The sequence below is a fragment of the Neomicrococcus aestuarii genome (assembly GCF_014201135.1).
In the GTDB taxonomy this organism is placed as follows: Bacteria; Actinomycetota; Actinomycetes; order Actinomycetales; family Micrococcaceae; genus Neomicrococcus; species Neomicrococcus aestuarii.
The window spans coordinates 25,047-46,133 of sequence record NZ_JACHDR010000002.1 but is presented as its reverse complement, the minus strand read 5'-3'; the positions used below and the strand labels follow the sequence as shown (position 1 = coordinate 46,133).

The 21,087-nt window shown below is 55.7% G+C and carries 20 protein-coding genes and 2 pseudogenes; 13 read left to right on the top strand and 9 right to left on the bottom strand.

All coding sequences use genetic code 11. The features are described 5' to 3' along the window. Nucleotides 1-214: 214 nt before the first annotated feature. The 5 genes from HD598_RS13190 (at nucleotide 215) to HD598_RS13645 (ending at nucleotide 4,447) form a co-directional block, all read left to right on the top strand. Entirely contained in the window at nucleotides 215-556 is a 342-nt protein-coding gene (locus tag HD598_RS13190; protein ID WP_183666977.1) for a PIN domain-containing protein, read from the top strand. Nucleotides 557-601: 45 nt separating this feature from the next. Further along, nucleotides 602-1,222 carry a hypothetical protein gene (locus HD598_RS13185; RefSeq protein WP_183666975.1) on the top strand — a complete coding sequence of 207 codons (621 nt, stop codon included), beginning with the start codon at nucleotides 602-604 and terminating at the stop codon, nucleotides 1,220-1,222. Nucleotides 1,223-1,432: 210 nt separating this feature from the next. After that, a complete protein-coding gene (locus HD598_RS13180; RefSeq protein ID WP_183666973.1) occupies nucleotides 1,433-2,560 on the top strand; it encodes a DUF4192 family protein in 1,128 nt (375 codons plus the stop codon). Nucleotides 2,561-3,107: 547 nt separating this feature from the next. Continuing rightward, on the top strand, nucleotides 3,108-4,283 hold the full coding sequence (locus tag HD598_RS13175) for a zinc-dependent alcohol dehydrogenase (RefSeq protein ID WP_183666971.1): 1,176 nt from the start codon (nucleotides 3,108-3,110) through the stop codon (nucleotides 4,281-4,283). Nucleotides 4,284-4,315: 32 nt separating this feature from the next. Continuing rightward, nucleotides 4,316-4,447, top strand: coding sequence for a hypothetical protein (locus HD598_RS13645; RefSeq protein WP_260170757.1), 132 nt, complete (start codon nucleotides 4,316-4,318; stop codon nucleotides 4,445-4,447). Nucleotides 4,448-5,294: 847 nt separating this feature from the next. Here the strand turns inward: HD598_RS13645 and HD598_RS13170 are convergent. Further along, on the bottom strand, nucleotides 5,295-6,101 hold the full coding sequence (locus HD598_RS13170) for a PRC and DUF2382 domain-containing protein (RefSeq protein ID WP_183666969.1): 807 nt from the start codon (nucleotides 6,099-6,101) through the stop codon (nucleotides 5,295-5,297). Nucleotides 6,102-6,351: 250 nt separating this feature from the next. On the opposite strand from HD598_RS13170, the gene HD598_RS13165 reads away from it, so the two are divergent. Genes HD598_RS13165 through HD598_RS13155 form a run of 3 tightly spaced genes read left to right on the top strand, consistent with a single transcriptional unit; the run spans nucleotide 6,352 to nucleotide 8,188 of the window. Next, entirely contained in the window at nucleotides 6,352-7,155 is an 804-nt protein-coding gene (locus HD598_RS13165) for a hypothetical protein (protein WP_183666967.1), read from the top strand. Continuing rightward, nucleotides 7,152-7,577: a phage holin family protein gene (locus tag HD598_RS13160; protein WP_183666965.1), complete on the top strand. Its 426-nt coding sequence runs from the start codon at nucleotides 7,152-7,154 to the stop codon at nucleotides 7,575-7,577. Before HD598_RS13165 ends, HD598_RS13160 begins: the two co-directional genes overlap by 4 nt. Before the next feature lie 14 nt (nucleotides 7,578-7,591). After that, nucleotides 7,592-8,188, top strand: a complete 597-nt coding sequence (locus HD598_RS13155; protein WP_183666964.1) for a DUF3618 domain-containing protein — start codon at nucleotides 7,592-7,594, stop codon at nucleotides 8,186-8,188. Between the two features lie 829 nt (nucleotides 8,189-9,017). Here the strand turns inward: HD598_RS13155 and HD598_RS13150 are convergent. Beyond that, entirely contained in the window at nucleotides 9,018-10,388 is a 1,371-nt protein-coding gene (locus HD598_RS13150; protein ID WP_183666962.1) for an ABC transporter substrate-binding protein, read from the bottom strand. Nucleotides 10,389-10,683: 295 nt separating this feature from the next. Here HD598_RS13150 and HD598_RS13145 point away from each other — a divergent pair, with 295 nt between their 5' ends. The 3 genes and pseudogenes from HD598_RS13145 to HD598_RS13135 all read left to right on the top strand — a co-directional run bounded on the left by HD598_RS13145 (nucleotide 10,684) and on the right by HD598_RS13135 (nucleotide 13,416). After that, nucleotides 10,684-11,589 carry a carbohydrate ABC transporter permease gene (locus tag HD598_RS13145; protein WP_311539061.1) on the top strand — a complete coding sequence of 302 codons (906 nt, stop codon included), beginning with the start codon at nucleotides 10,684-10,686 and terminating at the stop codon, nucleotides 11,587-11,589. A gap of 44 nt (nucleotides 11,590-11,633) precedes the next feature. Further along, the gene (locus HD598_RS13140) at nucleotides 11,634-12,464 is read left to right on the top strand and encodes a carbohydrate ABC transporter permease (protein WP_183667007.1); all 831 of its coding nucleotides are present in this window, start codon (nucleotides 11,634-11,636) and stop codon (nucleotides 12,462-12,464) included. Between the two features lie 47 nt (nucleotides 12,465-12,511). Further along, a pseudogene (locus HD598_RS13135) lies at nucleotides 12,512-13,416 on the top strand (SDR family oxidoreductase). A gap of 185 nt (nucleotides 13,417-13,601) precedes the next feature. On the opposite strand, the gene HD598_RS13130 reads toward HD598_RS13135, so the two are convergent. From HD598_RS13130 to HD598_RS13105, 7 genes and pseudogenes are all read right to left on the bottom strand, one after another. Further along, complete coding sequence (locus HD598_RS13130; protein WP_183666957.1) at nucleotides 13,602-13,850, bottom strand: ferritin-like domain-containing protein; 249 nt, start codon at nucleotides 13,848-13,850, stop codon at nucleotides 13,602-13,604. A gap of 9 nt (nucleotides 13,851-13,859) precedes the next feature. Beyond that, a pseudogene (locus HD598_RS13880) lies at nucleotides 13,860-14,012 on the bottom strand (DNA topoisomerase IB); the annotation flags it as partial. Then, nucleotides 14,013-14,507, bottom strand: coding sequence for a CinA family protein (locus HD598_RS13125; protein WP_183666955.1), 495 nt, complete (start codon nucleotides 14,505-14,507; stop codon nucleotides 14,013-14,015). Nucleotides 14,508-14,817: 310 nt separating this feature from the next. After that, nucleotides 14,818-15,630, bottom strand: coding sequence for an AAA family ATPase (locus HD598_RS13120; RefSeq protein ID WP_183665246.1), 813 nt, complete (start codon nucleotides 15,628-15,630; stop codon nucleotides 14,818-14,820). After that, the gene (locus tag HD598_RS13115) at nucleotides 15,630-17,072 is read right to left on the bottom strand and encodes a Mu transposase C-terminal domain-containing protein (RefSeq protein WP_311539000.1); all 1,443 of its coding nucleotides are present in this window, start codon (nucleotides 17,070-17,072) and stop codon (nucleotides 15,630-15,632) included. The genes HD598_RS13120 and HD598_RS13115 overlap by 1 nt, the downstream gene beginning before the upstream one ends. A 72-nt stretch (nucleotides 17,073-17,144) precedes the next feature. Beyond that, a complete protein-coding gene (locus HD598_RS13110) occupies nucleotides 17,145-17,738 on the bottom strand; it encodes a recombinase family protein (protein ID WP_035762867.1) in 594 nt (197 codons plus the stop codon). Nucleotides 17,739-17,958: 220 nt separating this feature from the next. Continuing rightward, on the bottom strand, nucleotides 17,959-19,500 hold the full coding sequence (locus tag HD598_RS13105; protein ID WP_183665248.1) for a SulP family inorganic anion transporter: 1,542 nt from the start codon (nucleotides 19,498-19,500) through the stop codon (nucleotides 17,959-17,961). 166 nt (nucleotides 19,501-19,666) lie between these two features. On the opposite strand from HD598_RS13105, the gene HD598_RS13100 reads away from it, so the two are divergent. Continuing rightward, nucleotides 19,667-20,059 (top strand): MerR family transcriptional regulator, encoded by a 393-nt coding sequence (locus tag HD598_RS13100; protein WP_183665250.1) that lies wholly within the window; start codon nucleotides 19,667-19,669, stop codon nucleotides 20,057-20,059. Between the two features lie 394 nt (nucleotides 20,060-20,453). Further along, nucleotides 20,454-21,023, top strand: a complete 570-nt coding sequence (locus HD598_RS13095; RefSeq protein WP_183666953.1) for a recombinase family protein — start codon at nucleotides 20,454-20,456, stop codon at nucleotides 21,021-21,023. Nucleotides 21,024-21,087: the final 64 nt, after the last annotated feature.

Genomic DNA, 21,087 nt, shown 5'->3' with positions numbered 1-21,087 from the left:
ACAGTGCAACGCCACACACGATCAAAACTGATTCGAGTGTGTCACGAACCCTGCCAAGCAGCAAGATTCGCAAGCGATTTAGCCCGGCTAAATCTATAGCTTGCTCCGCTCCGCTTCCGCGGGCGGTCCATGCTCAGTCTTACAGATTCTGAGGGTTATCCACATAGACGAATGGCTAGTACCCACGCCATTGTTCCGTTCATAGGATGAGTACATGGCCACTCATCAATCCGTTGAAGAAATCCTCGCCAAAGCACGCGAGGAACACACCAAAAAACTCGACGCCATCAGCGCTCTCGCCACCGCCCGCCAAGCCGTCATCAACGCAGAAGCCAACCACAAGAAGCGACTCGAGGACTTCAAAAAGCAGCTCGACACAGAGCTCAAAACCATCAAGGACGACCACGCCCGCTCATTCCAAGCAGCCGTGACCGCCGGCAACAGCCCAGCCGAACTCCGCAAGCTCGGACTCACAGATCCACGCACCACCAAACGCGCCCCACGAACCCGCCCTCCGGCCAACCCACCAGCGGTCATGCCGCCCGAGCACCAGTGAGCCCCGGCCCCACGATCCACACCGACGTACAGCCAGGAGAAGAACATGAGCCAAAACAACACCACATGGAAACCACTCAACGACTCTGAACTTCACCACATCCAAAACCACCGGCCCTCGGTGCGCAGCACCGAAGCCTCCTACCTACTCCAATCCATCGCCACCAGTTCCCTCGACGAACCCACCAGCCTCTACCCACGATTAGCGGCACTGATCACCAGCTCACCCCTCGTGCGCGACCAAGTCACCCTCGACGCCACCCAAACACCCGCCAAATCCGCGGTCCTCCAAGACCTACACAACACAGCACCGGCCACCCACCGACAAGACCTCGCCGTGCCGGCGGCCGTCACCTACGCAGCCCAAGGCAACTACCGAGCAGCCATGCCACTAATCAACAACATCCCCACCAACGATGCCGACGGCCCCTGGCGAGAAACCATCACCCAAGCCCGCCTCACCATGGCATCCCCTCAAGCCTTCAAGAAGGTCATCGATCGCATCGCCGAAGCCCTACCACCACACATCGACGAAGCCGACGGTGTGCACGACCGGAACAAATACCGCCAAGCATCCTTCCCCGCAGGCCGCGACACGGACACCCCCGGCACCACAGCAAAACACGAACCACCCGCCCCCGATGCCGGCAACGAGCTCGGCAAATAAACGGCCACCAACCGGCCAAGCATCAGCGTCAGCAAAAACAGGAGAAAACATCATGGAACCGAACTCCCAGAGCCCCGTCGAGAAAGCCTTCGACGCCGCCATCGGAGAACACGAAGCAGCACAAACAGGGCCCGTGACCCAGATTCCCGATCTACGCATCGGACCACCACCCACAAAAACCCCCACATCCAATAAAGGTCAGGAGAGCAAGTGAGTAACCCCCTCGGCGAACCAGCAGAACTCGCTGCCCTCGTCCCACAACTCATCGAATTCCGCCCCGACGACCGCCACGTCGTCATCTTCGGCTTCGGAGACCGTGAGGACGACCAATTCGTCACCTTCGACATCGCCCCCACCAACACTGAAGAGTCCCAACACTTCTCAGAACAAGCAGCCAAAACACTCCAGATCATCGGCCGCTACGACTGCCACCCCAACATGATCACCATCGCCTCCTACGGCGAACACGGCAAAGCCCGCGCACACGCCGTCGAAGAAGGACTCCGCACACAACTCGACGCAACGCAAAACCCGCTCATCATCCAGCTGCACATCGACCTCGCAGCCCAAACCGTGGAAACATACCTCCCCAACCTCGACGAATGGACTCTCCCGGAGCCCCTCAAATCCGACAGAGTTGACGCCATCGGCGCGCTCCTCGGAAGCTCGCCAGCAGCCAGTCTCGATGACGCGAAAAACTCTTACGAACACACCGGAACCAGCACCTGGCAACCACTACCCCCGCCCGAAATCGACGCCATCAACAACCAGAAACACGTCGACCGCGGAACCGGAACACTCGACATCCTGGACCGTCTCGCCACCCCCGGTGAACAACCACGAGACACCGACTACCCGCGCCTAGCAGCCCTCATGGACAGCTCAACACTCGTTCGTGACCTCATCATCACCCACGACACCGCATCACGACCACAAGCCGAAGTACTCCGCCAAGCATTCCTCGCCTGCCCACCCGAATACATAGGGCTCCTCGGAGCTGTCGGAGGCATCAAGCACTACACCGCCGGCGACGTCATCGGCGGCAAACAACTAGCCCTCCAAGTACCACCCAACCACCCCGACGCGTCCATCGCGGGCATGGTCAGCACCGCTGTCGAAGCCGGCTTCCCACCCCACAAACTGCAAGACCTCCTCAACAACGTAAACGCCGGTCTCGGCACAACCCTCCGCGAAGCCGACCTGTTCGCAGAGCGGAACAAATCAAAGCAAGCCAACTTCCCCGAAACTGGCCGCACCACCAACCAAATCGGCCCCCAACAACCAGGCACCACCAACCAGCAATCATCCAAAGAAAAAGACGCCGGCAACGAAAAATAACCACACCCAACAAGAAAAGGGCAGTTCTAGCACGCGAGAACTGCCCTTTTGAACACCCACTCGGACTTGCGGAACGTTGCCCCCTGCACACACTGTGGACGGCCTGAGACTCCTCAAAGGTCTCCACCCGCCCACAATATGCACAGCAGGACCCTCAACAACCAGCCGCACACACTCCACACGCTCACCCAGAGCAGACACACTTACGGACACGAGTGTGGGGCATGCACGAACCTCTGACACGTTGCTCCAAGGCCTAAAACAACCAATCCAATGAAGTGCACGTCGAACGCCCCAACCGCCACTCGGAATATTGCTCGACGAAACAGGCCACGCTTGCTACGTCGTAGGCCTCGCTCAAGTCGACGAAAGTGGCAAAAAACCTAGGGCGCTTCGGTATAGCGAGCTCAATTAACACATCCCGAGCGATACTCACCGGCGACCCACCGGGCTCATCAGAACGAGACGTCATAGTAGTATCGGTCACACCGGACAGATCAGCAGGCTGTCATCCCGGCCCGGGGGGCAGCCCTGAGAAGGAGGACGTATGAAGGCTCTGACATGGCAGGGGAAGCGGTCCGTGAGCGTCGAGGAGGTTCCGGATCCCCGGATCCAAGAGCCCACGGACGCGATCGTGCGGATCACCTCGACCGCCATCTGCGGGTCGGACCTGCACTTGTATGAGGTGCTCACCCCGTTCATGGACAAAGGCGACGTCATCGGCCACGAGCCCATGGGGATCGTGGAAGAGGTCGGCTCCGCCGTTACCCATATCAAGGCCGGGGACCGCGTGGTGATTCCCTTCAACGTCTCCTGCGGCCACTGCTTCATGTGCAAGCAGGGCTTGCAGTCTCAGTGCGAGACGACCCAGGTCCGGGAGTACAACAGCGGTGCAGCCTTCTTGGGCTACTCCCGCCTGTACGGTTCGGTGCCCGGCGGGCAGGCCGAGTATTTGCGTGTCCCACACGCGGACTACGGACCCATTAAGGTCCCGAACACCGGCGAGGACGAGCGCTACCTGTTCCTCTCCGACGTAGTGCCCACGGCGTGGCAGGCCGTGCAGTATGCCGCGCCCCCGTCGGGTGGCTCCCTGGCCGTGCTGGGCTTAGGCCCGATCGGTCAGATGTCCGCCCGGATCGGCCGGCACTTGGGCTACCGGGTGCTCGCGGTGGACCCGGTCCCCGAGCGGCGCTCCATGGCCGAACGTTACGGCATCGAGACGCTGGACTTCTCCGGCGACGTAGCGGAGCAGCTGAAGGACCTCACGGACGGCCGCGGTCCGGATTCCGTGGTGGACGCGGTCGGTATGGAGGCTCACGGCTCACCCGTGGCCGGTGCGGCCCATCAGGCGGTGGGGCTGCTGCCGTCCCCGCTGGGCCGCAAGGCGATGGAGACGGCCGGGGTGGACAGGCTCGCCGCACTGTACACCGCCGTCGACGCCGTTCGGCGCGGCGGAACGGTCTCCATCAGCGGGGTGTACGGCGGCATGAAGGACCCCCTCCCAATGCTCACGATGTTCGACAAGCAGATCCAGCTACGCATGGGCCAGTGCAACGTGAAGCGGTGGACCGATGACCTCTTGCCGCTTGTCGACGATCCTTCGGACCCGTTGGGGGTTCTCGACCTCAAGACGCACACCGCGTCCCTGGACGAGGCGCCGGAGATGTACGAGAAGTTTCAGAAGAAGCAAGACGGCTGCATCAAGGTGGTGCTGAAGCCATAGTCTCCGTGGACCCACGTCGCGCGACTTCGTAGGTGAAACGCACCAAAAACAAGCAAGCCAATTTCCCCGAAACCGGCCGCACCACCAACCAAACCGGCACCCAGCAATCAGGAACCACCACCCAGCAATCATCCAAAGAAAAAGATGCCGGCAACGAAAAATAGCGACACCCAAACAGAAGAGGGCAGTTCTCGATCACGAGAACTGCCCTCTTGCACATCCACACTGGGTTACGAAAGCGTCACCCCCTGCACACACTGTGGACGGCCTGAGACTCCTCAAAGGTCTCCACCCGCCCACAATATGCACAGCGGGACCCACAGCGACCGGTCACACACACCACACCTTCTCTTCAGGGTTGCCCCCAAGTCGTGGAGACTTGATCAGGCGGCTCGTACCGGCTGAGATTGTGCCGTGGTGAGCAGTAGCTCACGCTCCACAGGAGTGTCGTAGCCTCGGGCTAAGTGGAGCCGGGCACGGTTGTGGAACTTCTCGATCCAGCGGCCGGTGGCCCAGATCAAAAATTCTGGTGACAGGCGAGGGCACCCTCACGCCTACAGTCCCACTGCGAACTCACGAAAAAAGCATCACACCAGTTCCGAAAAGGCCCTCTTCCGCGAAGCAATTGCCACTCCCTGCGCGGACGGTCTTCCGAAGTACCAACTAACAGACTCTGTTACTAACAGAGTTACAGAGTCTCAAACCAGTCGAATGTTTGCACTAAACAGAAACTTTGTTCTATTCTGATGTTCTTGGTTATCGTGAGCACCAAGCATTGCAATTGGGAAGTTGCATAGGGAAGCAGAAAGGCCGGCCCGGTATGAACTGGCCCGCAGAGTGGACCCATCGCAATTGCGAGTCCAACTTACGGGGGCCAGTTCAATGTGGCCGGCCTTTCACTTTTTAGAAGTTGCCTGTAATGAAGAACCTCGTCAGGCAGAAATCGCCGAGCGACTATCTTATTGACGGAATAAGACCTAGTTTTCGTAAGGATTTATACTTGGCAGGGTCTTAACGCAGGGTGTCGTCGCCTTCTGCTTCGATGTGTTCCTTGCGTACTTGCTCGTCGATAGTGACATCATCAGTCACGGTCTCTGTCTTAAGGCGCACTCGCTCGACAGGGACGGTTTCCTTCTGAACTACGGGGCGTTCTTCATGCAAGATGACTTCTTGTTCTTCTTCGCCCAAGTGTGCAGCCGAGGTCATGGCGACATCGTCAGCGTCTGTGATGGGTTCCCGCTCAATGCGCACCTCTTCCCGTGTTACCGGCACGGTCTGGGTGACATTTTCAGTGGTGACGTACTTGCGTAAGCGCACACGTCCCACTGCTTCCTTCTCGGTGCCAACCTTCAGGCGTTCCTCGGAGCGAGTGAGGCCATCGTCAAGATTGTTGTTCTCTGTTGTGCGGTGTGGATCATTGTCTCCGTCGAAGCCTGCCGTTGAGACAGCCTCATGGTCCCCTAATGGTCCTCTGTCGGAGTCAACATGGTCTTGGTATCCGGCGCTGAGGGTGTAGTGGGAGTAAAGCCGGTCTTCTTCTGAAGGATCCAGTTGGCCATCCACATCGATACGCGGGGCATCCTTTACTTGATCTTTCGTGTACGGGACAACAACATCTTCGCCTTCGAGGCGGGCCCCTTCCAGCGGAACAAAGGATTCCGATGTGCCAAACAGACCAGTCTTCACTGTCACCCAAGTAGGTTGTCCATTTTCATCATCAACGTAGACCTGACCGATAGATCCGATCTTGGCGCCCTCAGTAGAAACGACGTTTCCACTTCGTGCGAGCAGTTCATCAATGTGTTCCTTGGTGAGCATGAAATCTCCTTTGGATCTTTGTTGTTGCGCTGATAGCGCTCGCTCCGTGCGGATCGATACAACACTTCACCCTAAACACATTTACACGGTGCGTGGCAAGGACATTCATCGACAATTTTCTAAAAAATTTCGCTCTATCCAACCAGAACAACCTGTGCTTACTATGTAAGCGTAAACGGATTAAATAATTCGAGCTCGACCCTGCTGGCTGGTTTACCCTCAGCAGATCTACATGGAAAAGAGAGCGAAGATGACCCAAGACAATACTTACAACACGCCAAGCTCGGCAGATGGTGAATTGCTTCCCCCAGCATCACTGCCTTCGTCCACTTCCACACATACAACGCCAGAAACCGGCGCTACTTCAAAGGTCGAATCCGCAAAGGACGAAGCCTACGAAGTGAAGTCTCAGGTAGAAGAGTCCGCACAGAACGTCGTCGAGACCGCTAAGACCGCGACAGCCAACGTTGCCGATGAAGTCAAAAACAACACCATGGATCTGCTCCATCAGGCTCGCACAGATTTCACGGCACAGGCAGGCACGCAACAACAAAACGCTGCAAAGGGTCTGCATTCGATTTCCAACGAACTGCACACCATGGCCAACGCCTCAGAGCACTCGGGTATCGCCAGCGAGGTGATCCGCCAAGTAGCTGATCGTTCGTCTTCCGTGGCCAGTTGGCTTGAGAGCCGAGAGCCTGGCGATGTCCTCAACGAGCTAAAGTCTTTCGCTCGTCAACGTCCCGGAGCCTTCCTCCTTGCTGCCGCTGGGGCAGGCATTCTAGCCGGACGTCTTGGGCGCAACCTTCAGTCCGCGTCCGCAGACACCCCGCATGCTCCTTCGAAACCTTCACACCTGAGTACTCCGGCCGATCCCACTGCCGATCAAGAGACAAGGACTATGCCCACCTCAGGTAGCCAGTTCTTCGACGAGCCAGTTCTAACCGGCACCCCTGGTCCTGTCTCGACAGAGACGTTGCCGTCGGGGACCGGCTCCAACACCGCCCTTCATGACGATTTTCTTTCCTCTCACCCGCAGGAGGGCCAACGGTGAGTCACCAAGTACCAGAACCCCCGAGCGCTAACGGAGCCTCTTCTCCCTCTGAAAGCGGTTCGCTCGGCGATCTTCTAGGTGATGTCACGCGCGACCTATCAACGCTGATGCGCCAAGAAGTGGAGCTTGCCAAGGCCGAACTGAAGCAGAGCACAAGTCGTGCCGGCAAGGGTGGCGGAATGCTAGCCGGCGCCGGCATCGCAGCCCACTTTGTCCTACTCTTCCTCTCTCTCGCCTTGTGGTGGGGATTGGGAACCCTCATCGGGCTGGGCTGGTCCGGCGTGGTCGTAGCGATCATCTGGGGCATCACCGGTGCGATCTTGGCAGTGCTGGGCCGCAAAGAACTCAAAACCATCAAGGGCCTACCTCAGACAGCCGAGACGATTCAAGAAATCCCCCCTACTCTCAAGCCCAGCCACTAAAGCGAGGATAAACAATGAGTGAAAATCCGGACGACATCCGCGCCGATATTGAAGCAACGCGGGCTCGACTTGGTACCAGTGTGGATGCTGTGGCTGACAAGGTCACCCCCTCACATATCGCCCAACGCCAAGCCGACAAGGTCAAAGACGCACTCTTCGGAGTCAAAGAAAAAGTCATGGGAGCTGCCGACGACACGGTCAACTACGTCCAGACCACGGGCGAGGGCGCAACCTCACACATTCATGAGGCCGGTTCTGCCATAGCCGACGCTCCACACCAGATGAAAGCAAAAACCCAAGGCAATCCACTCGCTGCCGGCCTGATCGCCTTCGGTGCCGGACTTCTCCTCTCGGCCCTCGTCCCCGCTAGCCAGAAGGAACGCGAAGCAGCCGAGTCGCTAAAGTCAGCTGCCGAACCTCTCACTACCGAGGTAACAGAAGCAGCGAAAGACCTCGCACAAGGTCTCAAAGAGCCGGTCCAAACAGCAATGGAAAACGTCAAGGCCACCGCCGCGGACGCCACCGAACAGCTCAAAGCCGAGGGCCAGACAGCCGTCACCGAGGTCAAGGACCGTACAACCGAAGCCAAAGACAACGTCCAACAGAGCTAACCTCTTCTAAAAAGACGCCCGGTTGCCTTCAACGATGCTGGAAGGCAACCGGGCGCAACAATTAAACGCTGCAAAGAAGTTTGAATAACTATCGACTTCCCCGCAGAAAGTCTTACTCATACATACTGCGAGAACTCTTCAATGCGCAGTGCCTTGCTCCAACCGCACTCCTTACCTCATTCTTCACCAGCCACTCCCTGCGCCTCCCGAATCGACAACTAACTGTCCACGCGCGGGATTGCGTGTGACTGCCACATCCACCAAACCACAGCAATTGGTCCAAGAAATCGGACCACCGCACGTGGGATAAGTCCTCCGCATGCCAACCCCCTCTGCCTCTCAAATCTGCGACGAGAGACTGATGTCCATTTTCGATTTCATAACCGGGCGCTGACCTCCCCACCGATCACCTCGGAGCGTTCGCTCAGTGGAAAAATTCGGTTCACCGAAGCAATGGAGGCGGCCCTTTGATCAATTTGTGGACGCTATGACTGCGGTGACTGCGGGTACGATGCATTTAGCTATCCCGTGGACAGGCACCGGTAAAGGTCTTTACGCAGTTCGCCACGGCCTGGAACATAGATCGCCTGGTAAATGGATTCGTGACTGATTCCCGGAGCACTGTCGCAAGAGAGACAGCGCAAACCATTTCACTTCCTTCTGACACTCCGGGGATACAAAACACCCTGCACTCCCACGACATTCTTCTTCGATGAAGGTATGACAGAAAGGGTGCACAGAAAAGAAGGAAATGCCTAATGAATAGACCAGCCCACTGGTGGCGCACCGTCCCCCACAACGAAGGCGGCAGCACCACCAGCAGGTGTGCTTATTCTTGGAACTGCTCAAATGAGCGCATTGAAGCGCCTTGAGCATCCTTAAGAGCCTGCTCAGGCGTCTTTTCCCCGAGCAGAGCCGAGGTCACGGCGTTCTTTAGTTCCGCGGTAATGGTTTCCCCGGCGGGGCTGGACCCAATTGGCTTACCGTGGGGCAACACTTCGTAAAACGTTTTAATCGTTTCATCAAATCCTTGATTACCGCTGGCCTTCACAAATTGTGATCGAATGGCTTCATCAGGTCCTGGCGAGCCAGTGAACAGGCCGGTATTGATGGAACCAGGTTTCTCTTTAAGCGTCTTCGCCCGTGCTTCTCCAGCTGCCATCCATGCTTCCTGCTCGACCAACGACAACATCCACGCGCACGCAGCGTCCTTGTTTTTAGCCCCGGTGGGAATGACGAAGACCGTGCCACTTGCGGCCGTGGTTATCTGGCCTTGACGGTCTTTGAAGGGAATGCCGGTGATATTGAGGTCCTTGGCATACGGTGAAAGAACGTTGACGTACCACTGGGCGTTTACTTGCGCAGCAACTTGGCCGCTTACGAACTGATTCTTGTCACCAAACACATCGAAAGAATCACTCATGCTTCGGACTTTCGCGAAGCCCCCTTGAGCGTCATAGATCTTCTTGAGGAAACTGATCACTTCGACGTTTTCAGGCTTATCCAAGGACGGGGTTCCATCTTCTTCGTGAAGTTTTCCGCCCAAGCCTAAGAACCATAATTCGATCTGGCCCGTCGCTACAGGATCAAAGCCAAGCACCGCAGGATTACCACCCTTTTCTGCATATGCCTTACCAATCGCCGCTAGCAATTTTTCTGGCTGGGAAGTATCAATTTCTCCCACCGTGATACCTGCATCCTTGAGCACATCAGTATTGGCAATGATTGCGGCAGGCTGATAGAACTGGGGCACGCCCCAGATATGGTCTTTGTATTTTACCTGGGATGTCACAGCAGGATAAAAGTACTTTTCGGCATCAACGCCGTGTGCCGCGTAGCACTGGTCAAGAGGTTGAATCAGCTCTTGCGCCGCATAGGTGGCCACGTATGATCTGCTCATTTGCACGACGTCTGGTACGTCTCCGCTAGCAGTTCTCGTGGTGAATTTTTGAGCATCAAAGGATGTTTGGTCCAAAGTAACATTGAGGCCGGTGAGCTTCTCCTCAGCGTATTTCATGCGTGCTTTTCCAACGTCGTCGGCATTATCAAAAGCCCATGCCTTGAGATCTCCTGAGACGTTCGTATTGAAAGCTACTGCAGGTGAAGAGGTCGCTGCGGTACTCGCCCCTCCTGCGCAACCTGTCAGGACCACCAGCGCCCCGATGGATATGGTGCCAACGATTGACTTCTTCACGTTCATGACGATTCAACTTTCTACAGCGGCCAGTAACATGGCACGTTCCTAGTCATTGACAAGGAAGCGAGTATAGGTTTTCGAGGCGTGACAATGCTTATAGCTAAGATCCAAAGAGTTTCCCACTAGGCTCTAGCCATATCAGCTAAGCACTATCCGTCGAAGATGTAAATGGATATAGTCATCATCAATATCGCCTGAATTTTAGATAATAGAGCGTTGCAGGGGGCGAACAGTGTCTAGCACAGCACGAGATCAACTTAAGGAATCACCCGGTACGGAACGACCAGCGACTCGAAGAGTGCTCAGAAAATACAACAGCCGAGAAGCATTAGCGGGGTATCTCTTCATTTCCCCGTGGATTATCGGATTCTTGGTATTCACGGTCGGTGCCATGGCTTTCAGCTTGATGATCTCTTTCAGCCGATACAACCCCATATCGAATGCTGTTCGTCCGGTGGGCACAGCTAACTACGAGAGACTCTTTGAAGATCCGAAAGTAGCTTTATCTCTGGCAAATACGTTGTTTTACGCCGTCATGGCCGTGCCGCTCGAAATAATTCTCGCGCTCTTACTGGCATTGCTTTTGACGAAGATTCCGAGAGGATCGGGATTTTTTAGAACCATCTTCTATCTGCCCAAGATGACGCCGGCCGTTGCGACCGCGGCTATTTTTTTACTGCTTCTCAATGGCAACACTGGTGCAATCAATCAGTTTCTGAAGTTCTTCGGGATTGTGGGACCACAGTGGCTGATTGATCCTGATTGGGTAAAGCCCTCCATCGTTCTTATGACCTTGTGGGGGGTCAGCGGAACTATGGTGATCTTTCTGGCAGCGCTCAAAAACGTACCCACCGAACTTTACGAAGCGTCAGCGTTGGACGGGGCCGGTCCGGTCCGCCAATTCTTTTTCATTACCGTGCCCCAAATCTCGAGCACAATCTTCTTCAACGTCTTGGTGCTAACGATCGCAGCACTCCAAGTCTTTGACCAAGCTTTCCTACTTTTTTGGCGCGACCAATCCAACGCCTCTCCCGAATCTTCACTGTTTTACGGAATCTACTTGTTCCAGCAAGCATTCCGTGAGTTTAATTTCGGATTCGCTTCAGCGATGGCATGGCTGTTGTTTGTCCTCATCATGATCATCAGTGCGATCCAAGTGAAAGTGGGCAATCGGTTTGTCTACTACGAAGGAGGTGAACGTTAGTGAAAACCTTGGCCTCGCCCAAAACATTCACCCGTCGCTGGAGCATGGGGCGCATGCTCACTGTGGTGCTGTTGCTAGCAATTTCGCTGATCTTTCTTTACCCCTTTGCTTGGCTATTCGCTGCGAGCCTGAAACCGCGGGGTGAAGTGTTCGATAATTCACTGATCCCACACACCTTCACACCACAGAACTACGTGGAAGTGTGGAACCAGTTGCCGCTAGGTAATTGGGTCCTCAATTCACTGCTCATTGCTTTTATTGCCGCGACATTGGTGACATTTTCTAGCGCCATGGTTGCTTTTGGGTTCGCCTATTTCAGGTTTCCCTTGCGCCGATTCCTTTTCGGCCTTGTGCTTGCCACAATGATGCTTCCTGGCGCCGTCACCATGGTTCCCCAATACCTGATTTGGAACAATTTAGGACTGGTAGGCACGTGGGTTCCTCTTTTTGGGATGAACCTCTTTGGCTCAGCGTTCTATATCTTCTTGCAACGACAATTTTTCATGGGTCTTCCACGGGAACTTTTCGAAGCTGCTCGTATTGACGGTGCAGGGTATTGGGGACTATTTCGTCGCATTGCATTACCGCTTTCTGTACCGTCGCTTGTAGTGATTTTCATCTTTGAGTTTCAAGCTAGCTGGAACAATCTACAAGCCGCCTTAATTTATCTGAATTCCGGATCCCCGGAAGAATTCACTGCTCCGCTGGGCATCGCCTACGCCATGACGAAATACAGCCCCACCAACGGTGGACAGGGTGACTATCAATACGTCATGGTCGCCTCGCTGCTGGTCACCCTTCCGATGCTCTTGCTCTTCGCGTTCGGCCAGCGTTATTTCGTTCAAGGCATCGCCACAGAGGGCCGAAAGGGATAGAACAGTCCTAAATTCCTCGCCCTATCTTCCTAAGAAGGAGAAATCGCATGACTGACCAATCGAATAATCAACTAAAATTCCAAAACCCCGTCACAAGATACCCCTCCATCACTCCGCCTGAACAGGACCAGCCCGAACCTGGGTTAGACAAAGAGCTCATCCCCCGCAGTGACCGCGGCGAAGATTCCTATCAAGGAACAGGGCGCTTAGTTGGTCGCCGCGCACTCATCACCGGTGCCGACTCCGGTATCGGAGCCGCCGTAGCCATCGCATTCGCTCGCGAAGGCGCCGACATCGCGTTGTCATACTTACCTGCCGAGGAAAAAGACGCCCAATCCATCAAGTCAATCGTGACGCAGACAGGCCAGCAGGCGTTCTTGTTCCCGGGCGATCTCAGAGATAAAGAGTTTTGCGCGCGACTAGTAGACGACGCTGCTGAGAAATTGGGTGGACTTGACGCGCTCGTCAACAATGCTGGCCGTCAAATTGCAGTTGAAGAACTCAGCGATCTTCCCGACGAACAATGGGTGGATACGTTCAACGTCAACATTCACGCCATCTACCGCATCTCAAAAGCTGCGCTCAAACATATGCCAGCCGGATCCACCATCGTCAACACCACCTCGATACAGGCCTACAAACCCTCCACCCATCTACTCGATTACGCCTCCACAAAGGCCGCTATCAATAACTTCACCAAAGGTTTAGCCCAAATGTTGGCCCCACGAGGAATCCGCGTAAATGCCGTAGCTCCTGGACCCATCTGGACGCCTCTACAAGTTTCCGACGGACAACCCAAAGAGGCACTCCCACACTTCGGCAAAGACACCCCCTAGGCCGAGCAGGACAACCCACCGAATGCGCACCAGCGTTCGTCTTCCTCACCTCACCAGAATCCAGCTACGTCATCGGTGAAACGCTCAACGTCAACGGGGGCATGCCCTCCCCCTAAAACATCAGAACACCTTTGATAGAGAACAAACTCCACCCAGAGAAGTCGCTGTGGTACTGAAAAATGAAGCTTGGTACGACGGTGACTTCTCACTGGCTACAGCTTTCGCTACAAGCAAGTAAATAACCCACTAAAAAGGCGCAACGGGATACAGATGTTCCCGTTGCGCCTTCGTCGACTTAAATCTATTTGCTGGTGCGGGGAGTCCGCTTCTCCGCACTAATGAACCATGCCTGTTGCTCCAGGTCGGCAATGTACTGGTGCAGAATATCGGCGGTCGTCGGATCCGCCTCGTCCACTGCGTCGTGCTTGTCTCGCATTACTTTTACTGTCGCTTCCAGCGCCTTAACCACTACATCGATGGCGTCAGTGGTCAGTAACTCACCACTTGTTGGTTGCTCAATTGAGGTTGCAGCCACAATGGTTCCGGCCATCGCAGATGCAGATATCTCTACATTCGTCCACGCTGGTGGAATCGTGATCGCTTCAATCCTGCTGATATCCGAACGTTTACGAAGACGCTTTCCATTTCGCCAGTACTCAAAGCCTTCGCCTACCGAAACTCGCGTAATCGACAGGCTCCTCCGTGTCGCCAATTAGGGGTCCCCTGACTTAATACGGCGGGTAATTTGGCGCAGTGAAGCACAAACTGTTTGCTGAAGGATCTCAAGAGGTTGCCCAGAAAAATTATGACGTGTGACCTCGGCGGTTTTTCCATCCTCAAAAGTAGCCACAAATACTGTCCCCGGAGATACACCATCTTGGGGGTCCGGTCCACCCACACCAGTTACGCCCAAGCTGAATCGTGCCCCAAGTAAATGAGCGACCGACACGGCCATCGCTGAAGCGGTCTCGGCCGTCACCACCGGACCGGCGGGAGTGGACAGTAGTCCATGTTTGACATCAGACTGGTAAGCCACTATCCCGCCTTTATACCAATCACTGGCAGCGGCGGCAGATGAAAGGGCAGCAGCAAGCTGTCCACCGGTTAACGACTCCGCCGTCGCAATAGAACATCCAGAAGATCTCACCGCCTCAACCAAAGCATCAAGGCACTGGTCTACTGTCCAGTCCAGAGCAAAGTCAACCATTCCTTCGTCTCCTACCCTAGAAAACTTACCCTGTACACAACTCGTAAAACCTCGGTCGGATAAACATATCCACCCCGCTTGAATCCCGGGAAGATAGCCCGAAGAGGCAAGTCCATCAAAGTAGCAAGCATCATCTTCGAAGACTTTCGCCGTACAGTGATTAACCAATCTATTCTCAACTCAGGTGCCGTGTCGATGCTACGGTCAGTGCACGTAAGCCGATCCCCCAACGTGCACCCGGTTCCCCAAAGTGGCTTCGCTGTGATTGTTAACTTCGTTTGGCGGTTTCTGCGCACCTATTATTGGCGGTTCAACTGATTCCGATCACTAGCGTGGATCGAGCAGCTTCAACAACATCATCGGTAATCGTGTCCAGCTCATTGATTTTCATGACTCGCTGCATCTGTGTGAAGAGTCGATCGATCAGCCGGAAATTACCTCGCGTGATACGGGCGATCGCCGCGACAGCTTGGGTATCGGTGAAGTCCTCCAAGTCCAGAGTTTTGCCGAGGGCACGCCACTTTCGTTGCAAAACGAAATGCAGTTCATCCTGAGCAAGCGGACGGTACTCGTGAGCGAAACCAACACGGCTATAGAGCTGAGGGTATCGACTGAACTGCTTTTCGATGCCAGGCATCCCAATCAGCATCAGAGCGATATTGTTCCTGTCATACCTATCTCGTAGCACTTCTAAGGCAGTGGCGTTGAGTCGCTCCGACTCATCAACGATGATCAGCTCAACATGCTTGTCTTGATTCATCGGGCCATTCGTGGCACCTAAAGTATCGAGATGTTGATGGATACAGATCGAGGTCCGGGTGGTGACCAGAGAGAGTTCATCCTTGATTTGCTTAGGCGTCGTCAGAACCCCTGGGGTGAAGAAGACGGTCCGCGTTTTGGCCAGATCCTTGTAGATCTGGAGGTCACTGTCCTCCCGTCGACCCCATTCCTCTATTAACGCCTCGGCTTTCGGGCTCCAGTTGGCATAACGTTTAGCCGATAGGGTTTTGCCGATTCCAGCTTGTCCATAGCAGACCCCGATAGTCCGCTGCCGACGCACCGCATTGGCGAACTCAGTGAAGCGGCGGTGCTCTTTCGTTGCGATAAAAGTTGTTGGTCCCATTACTCGTCCTCCGCGTAAGTGCGCAGCTTCGTTTTCTTGGTTCGGTGGACCGCCGGATCAGGCTGGGGTGCCTCCGTTGTTGGTTGCCCGGCCGCTAGAAATTCCGCGACGGTGGCGATTCGTTCATTGATTTGTCCGCGCAGCTGACGCTTTCGTGCAGAGCGTGCTTTCTGGACGTCCTTAAAGGTCATGATGGATCGTTCGTGCGTGGGATCCACAGCTTTGCAGATGTGCTGGCCATGGTGAAAGACCTGAATCTCGGCAACGTCTCGCGGGTCGTAGCGAAGGATGACGGATTCTCCGACATAGGCAGCCAGCAAGGGAGATATGTAGCGTAGCCCTTGGAAGTGCACCCCATCGCGGTGGACGATTCGAGGTTTGGCGACCGTGAGCAGCAGCAGGTTCAGTTCATCGATGGATTCAGGCAGACGCGGCAACCAGCCGTTGCCCTGCCACGCTTTTTGAGGTGTTTCTTTGATCTCTTGGTGTTCACGCTGGTGGTAATTCTGCCCAATGAACTCACCTAGCGCCGTGTCCAGTTCACTAATCGATAGTCCGGGTTTGGGATTGCGTACGTTGTGCAAGTAACCCGGTAGTCGGGCCAAAAGCTCGGTATTCAACGTACCGAAGAAACGCTCAATCTTTCCCCTGCCCTGTGGCCGGGCTACTGCGGAGAAAGTGATTTCGAAGTGCAAGTCTCTGGCAGCCTGCGCCAAGTGGTGGCTCGTGAAATCGGTTCCGTGGTCCACGTAGAGCACATCAGGGATTCCGCACATCGGCCAATCAGCTGTCTTTTTGGGCCAGATCGCCTCACGCAACGCCAATGCCGTATTCAAGGATGAGGGAGCACCGGTGAAGATCATGTACCCGCATAGGGCTCGCGAGTAATCATCCATGATCGTGGTGAGCCACGGGCGGACCGGCTGGTGGCTAGCATCTAGGACCAGGATGTCGAGCTCGGTATGATCAGCCTGCCACACCGAGTTCGGACGTTCGGCGCGGCGGCGCCAGACCAGTTCGTACTTATCGCGGTACACCGCCGCGCCTTGCTGCGCCAGTGTCATCATCCCGGGATCTATCTCGCCGACAATCGAGCGGATGGTGGAGTAGGAAACCGGTGCCCACCCCAGGTGGAGCGCCACCTTGTTAGCTTGCTGGTGGATGGCTGCAGTGGTCCTGGGCGGTTTAGCTAAGGCGAGGCCTTCGACCAGCTTCACGAAGTCGCTGGGCATCCGGCGTCCGCGTTTGCCCTGTGCCACCGGTTCCAGACCAGGCTTCCCCTGGAGCTTGAAGCTCTGGTGCCATCGCTGCAGTGTCCTCAGGCCGATATGGTGTTCCTCAGCCAAGACCGTCAGCGGCACTCCGTCTTCGACGTGTTGCCGCAGTATTTCCCAGCGTGCCGTTGCCTTGATCAGGCCGCTGTAAGAGGTTCCTGCTTTCACGGTACTGCTGCCATTCTGGTTTTGTCCCAGCGGTGCGTCCCTGCGCGTTTCGCTTCGCCGGGACATGGCCGATCACAGGCTCTTGACAGAGGCGGATTCTTGGCCCAAGTGGCGGTAGAACGTCGCGCGGCTCCAGCCAACCAGACGTGCTGCGTCTTCGGCGGTGCGTCCCCTGGCGCGGGCATCTTTGGCGATCGCGAGCTTATCGGCAATCACCGCCGGGTCAGAGACCGGCCGGCCGAAACGGGTTCCGGATTGCCGGGCGGCAGCAATGCCGGCATTGACTCGTTCAACGATCAGCTCTCGCTCGTACTCGGCCAATGAGGCGAGCATGTTCAGCATCATCCGTCCGGTCGACGTGGCCGGGTCTATGCCATCGGAAATGGAGCGGACATTAACCCCGCGCTCTCGTAAGAGGTTCACGGTGTTCAAAACATCGATCAGGGATCGCCCGAGCCGGTCTACTCGCCAGACCACCACGGTGTCCCCGGACTGCGCGTACTCGAGCAGTTTCTTCATCCCGGGCCGCTCAATCGCGCTCCGGCTGCCGGATGTCACATCGGCGAACACGTCGCGTTTCTGCACCCCCGCTGCAGCAAGAGCGTCGAGTTGCAAGGCCGCGTCTTGGCTCGAAGTGCTCACTCGTGTGTATCCCAAATGCCTCACCTGCCCAGTGTGACTCAAAAACCCCTGTGCGGCAAGCAGGTAAGACGTTTTACGTTGGGACGAGTTTATAAGACAAATACAGCCCGCGTTTTCCAAGTATTTGATGCGACAAGTTTCTACTCTAGGTAGAGTCTCAAAAAGCTTTAGATTTTTGAGACACGCACAATAAGAGGTAGCGGCGGAATCTGATTCCGTCGATACCTCTTCATTCCTTAATGTATTAGTGACCGCCGCCGAGTTTTCCACCCATGCGTTCGCGCATGTTGGCACTGGCTTGGTTCAGCCCTTGAACGTCCACGTTCTTCCCATACTTCTCATATTTGTCAGTGATGGAATCCAAGGCCGCAATGGTCGAGGCGTCCCACAGATGCGACTGATGCATGTCGATCACGATGTCCTCAGGGTCCTCTGCGTAGTTGAACTGGGTGTATAGGTCGTTGGAGGAAGCGAAGAACAATTCGCCGTCGACGACATACTTCGCAATTTCCTGGTCAAAATGCTCTTCGACTGTGCGGGTCACGGTCACGAAGTGCGCGACGCGGTTGGCGAAGAGCACCATGGCAGTAAGCACACCGGCCCCGACACCGATCGCGAGGTTGTGCGTGGCGACGGTGAAGATCACGGTGACCAGCATGACGGTGGTTTCGCTCTTGGGCATCATGCGCAGCGTGGAGGGCTTGATACTGTGCCAGTCGAAGGTGGCGATCGATACGAAGATCATGACCGCGACCAGTGCGGCCATCGGGATCAGCGCGACGATATCACCCAAGACTACGACCAAGATGAGCAGGAAGACACCAGCGAGGAAAGTGGAAATTCGCGTTCGCGCTCCAGAAGCTTTCACATTGATCATGGTCTGCCCGATCATCGCGCACCCGCCCATGCCGCCGAAGAATCCGGTGATGATATTCGCTGCACCCTGACCCCAGGATTCGCGGGTCTTATTCGAGTGCGTGTCAGTGACATCATCGACAAGTTTCGCGGTCATCAGTGATTCAAGTAGTCCCACGAAGGCCATGGCCAAAGCGTAGGGGAAGAGAATCTGCAGCGTCTCGAAATTCAGTGGAACGTTAGGGAAAAATAACGCGGGTAGGCTTTCGGGCAGCTCTCCTTTATCCCCGACGGTGGGAACAGCCAGGGACGCGAAGACGGTAATGAGGGTCAAAACGACAATGGCGACCAGCGGAGCCGGGATCGCGGTGGTCAATTTAGGCAGGCCGAAGACGATCAAAAGTCCCAGCGCAGTCAGTGGATAGACCAGCCAGGGGACCCCGAGAAGCTCGGGAACCTGAGACATGAAAATCAGGATGGCCAGAGCGTTGACGAAACCGACCATCACTTGGCGCGGGATGAAGCGCATGAGCTTAGCGACCCCAAGCAATGCCAAGATGATTTGGAAAATTCCGGCCATGATCACTGCGGCTATGAAGTAATCGATCCCGTGACTTTCCATCAACGGGGCGATCACCAGGGCGATAGCACCGGTGGCGGCTGAAATCATGGCGGGGCGTCCGCCGAGGAAGGCGATCGAGACCGCCATGGTGAAGGACGCGAAGAGACCAATGCGAGGGTCGACTCCGGCGATGATGGAGAAGGCGATGGCTTCAGGGATCAGGGCCAAAGCAACGACGAGCCCGGCGAGGACTTCGGTTTTGAGTAGTCGCGGGGATTTCAGGGTGCGCAGCACCGATTGGCGCTCTACTGGCGTGAGGGCCTGGGGTTCTGCAGGTGTTTGTGTGCTCACGAAGGAGTCTCCATTCATTGATGGATTTAGGGCAAAAGCCCTTGGGAGTGCATAGAATTCTTAGCGGCGCGTCATTGCGCTCAGGAGGAGTCAAGGGCTACCTGTTCGGTAGGGCCTGAAAAATCTAACCCCACACTAACCTAACGTGAGGGTAGGGTTGTAATTGACGATCACGGAGGAACTCATGCCTGAACCCACACCAGCGGCTGCTAATACGCGCACCCTGCATATTGGAGACATGGTTGAGGCGACAGGTCTCTCACATCGCACCATTCGCCATTACGACGAGGTGGGTCTCCTGCCAGCAAGCACCCGCAGCGAGGGAGGATTTCGCGTGTATACCGAATCAGATTTGAAACGCATGCTGGTGATCCGTTCCATGAAACCACTGGGTTTCACCTTGGAAGAGATGGGTGAACTGCTAGACACAGTGGACAAACTAGCCGCTGAACCTGCTAACGAAACTGCTCGTGTGAAGCTCACTGAATACACCCAGCGGGCGATCACCAAGCGCGATAAACTGGCCTTGAACCTGGAACGAGCCGAATCATTCATCGCTGACCTGCACACCAAATGAATCAGCATCGCTGGCATCGGTTTCACCTTTTCGCTGCTGGTAGGCGACCTGGCTTTCGATGCTCGAGGTGAGGAAGCCCAACATGGGTAAGTCGGGGGCGCGGCTCACTTTTGGTCGCGGGTATCGGCGCGCTGATTGTTGGCGCATGAAACCATACGTACCGCGCCTTGCAAGCTAACGCCTAACTTAACCCATTCCTAGCACGTAGCTAAAGAGGGCCAACAGGCATCCATAACCCGCTTAAGTGAACATTAACCGCCAAAACTATTTGTGCTCCAACCGCCAAACGAAGTTAACAGTCACAGGCTTCGCGGATTTCCGCTAATTCCATCTGCACGTTAGACCCGCACGATAATGTGCACGATCAAGGGGCCATAACTGCAACAATGAATGCATGAGTGGACTACTGATCGGATACGCCCGCGTATCCACCGCCGAACAAGACCTGGCAACACAACAAGCAGCCCTTGAAGCACTCGGCGTCGAAACAGCAAACCTCTATGTGGACCATGGACTCACCGGAACGAACCGTGAACGACCAGGACTCGGCAAAGCACTCGCCGCCGTCCGCGCTGGCGACACCCTCGTCGTCACCAAACTCGACCGCCTCGCACGGTCCCTCCCCGACGCCAGAGATATCGCAGATGAACTCAGTAAGAAGGGTGTAGCGCTTAGTCTCGGTGGCAGCGTTTACGATCCAAACGACCCAGTCGGGCGACTGCTATTCAACGTCCTCGGCATGGTCGCCGAGTTCGAAGCCGACCTCATACGCGCCCGGACCCGCGAAGGAATGGCCATCGCCAAAGCCAAAGGAAAACTCAAAGGCAAACAACCCAAACTCTCAGCGACACAACGGAAGCACCTGCTCTCGGTCGCTGCGAAGGGCGAGCACACTCAGAGCGAGCTCGCAGAGTTGTTCAACGTTTCTCGAACAACGATCTACCGAGAACTTAGGAAGACATGACACTAAAGTTTGTCCGAATCTTCGATATCTTCAGGCCTAGATTAGTTTTATTTAGATAGATTGC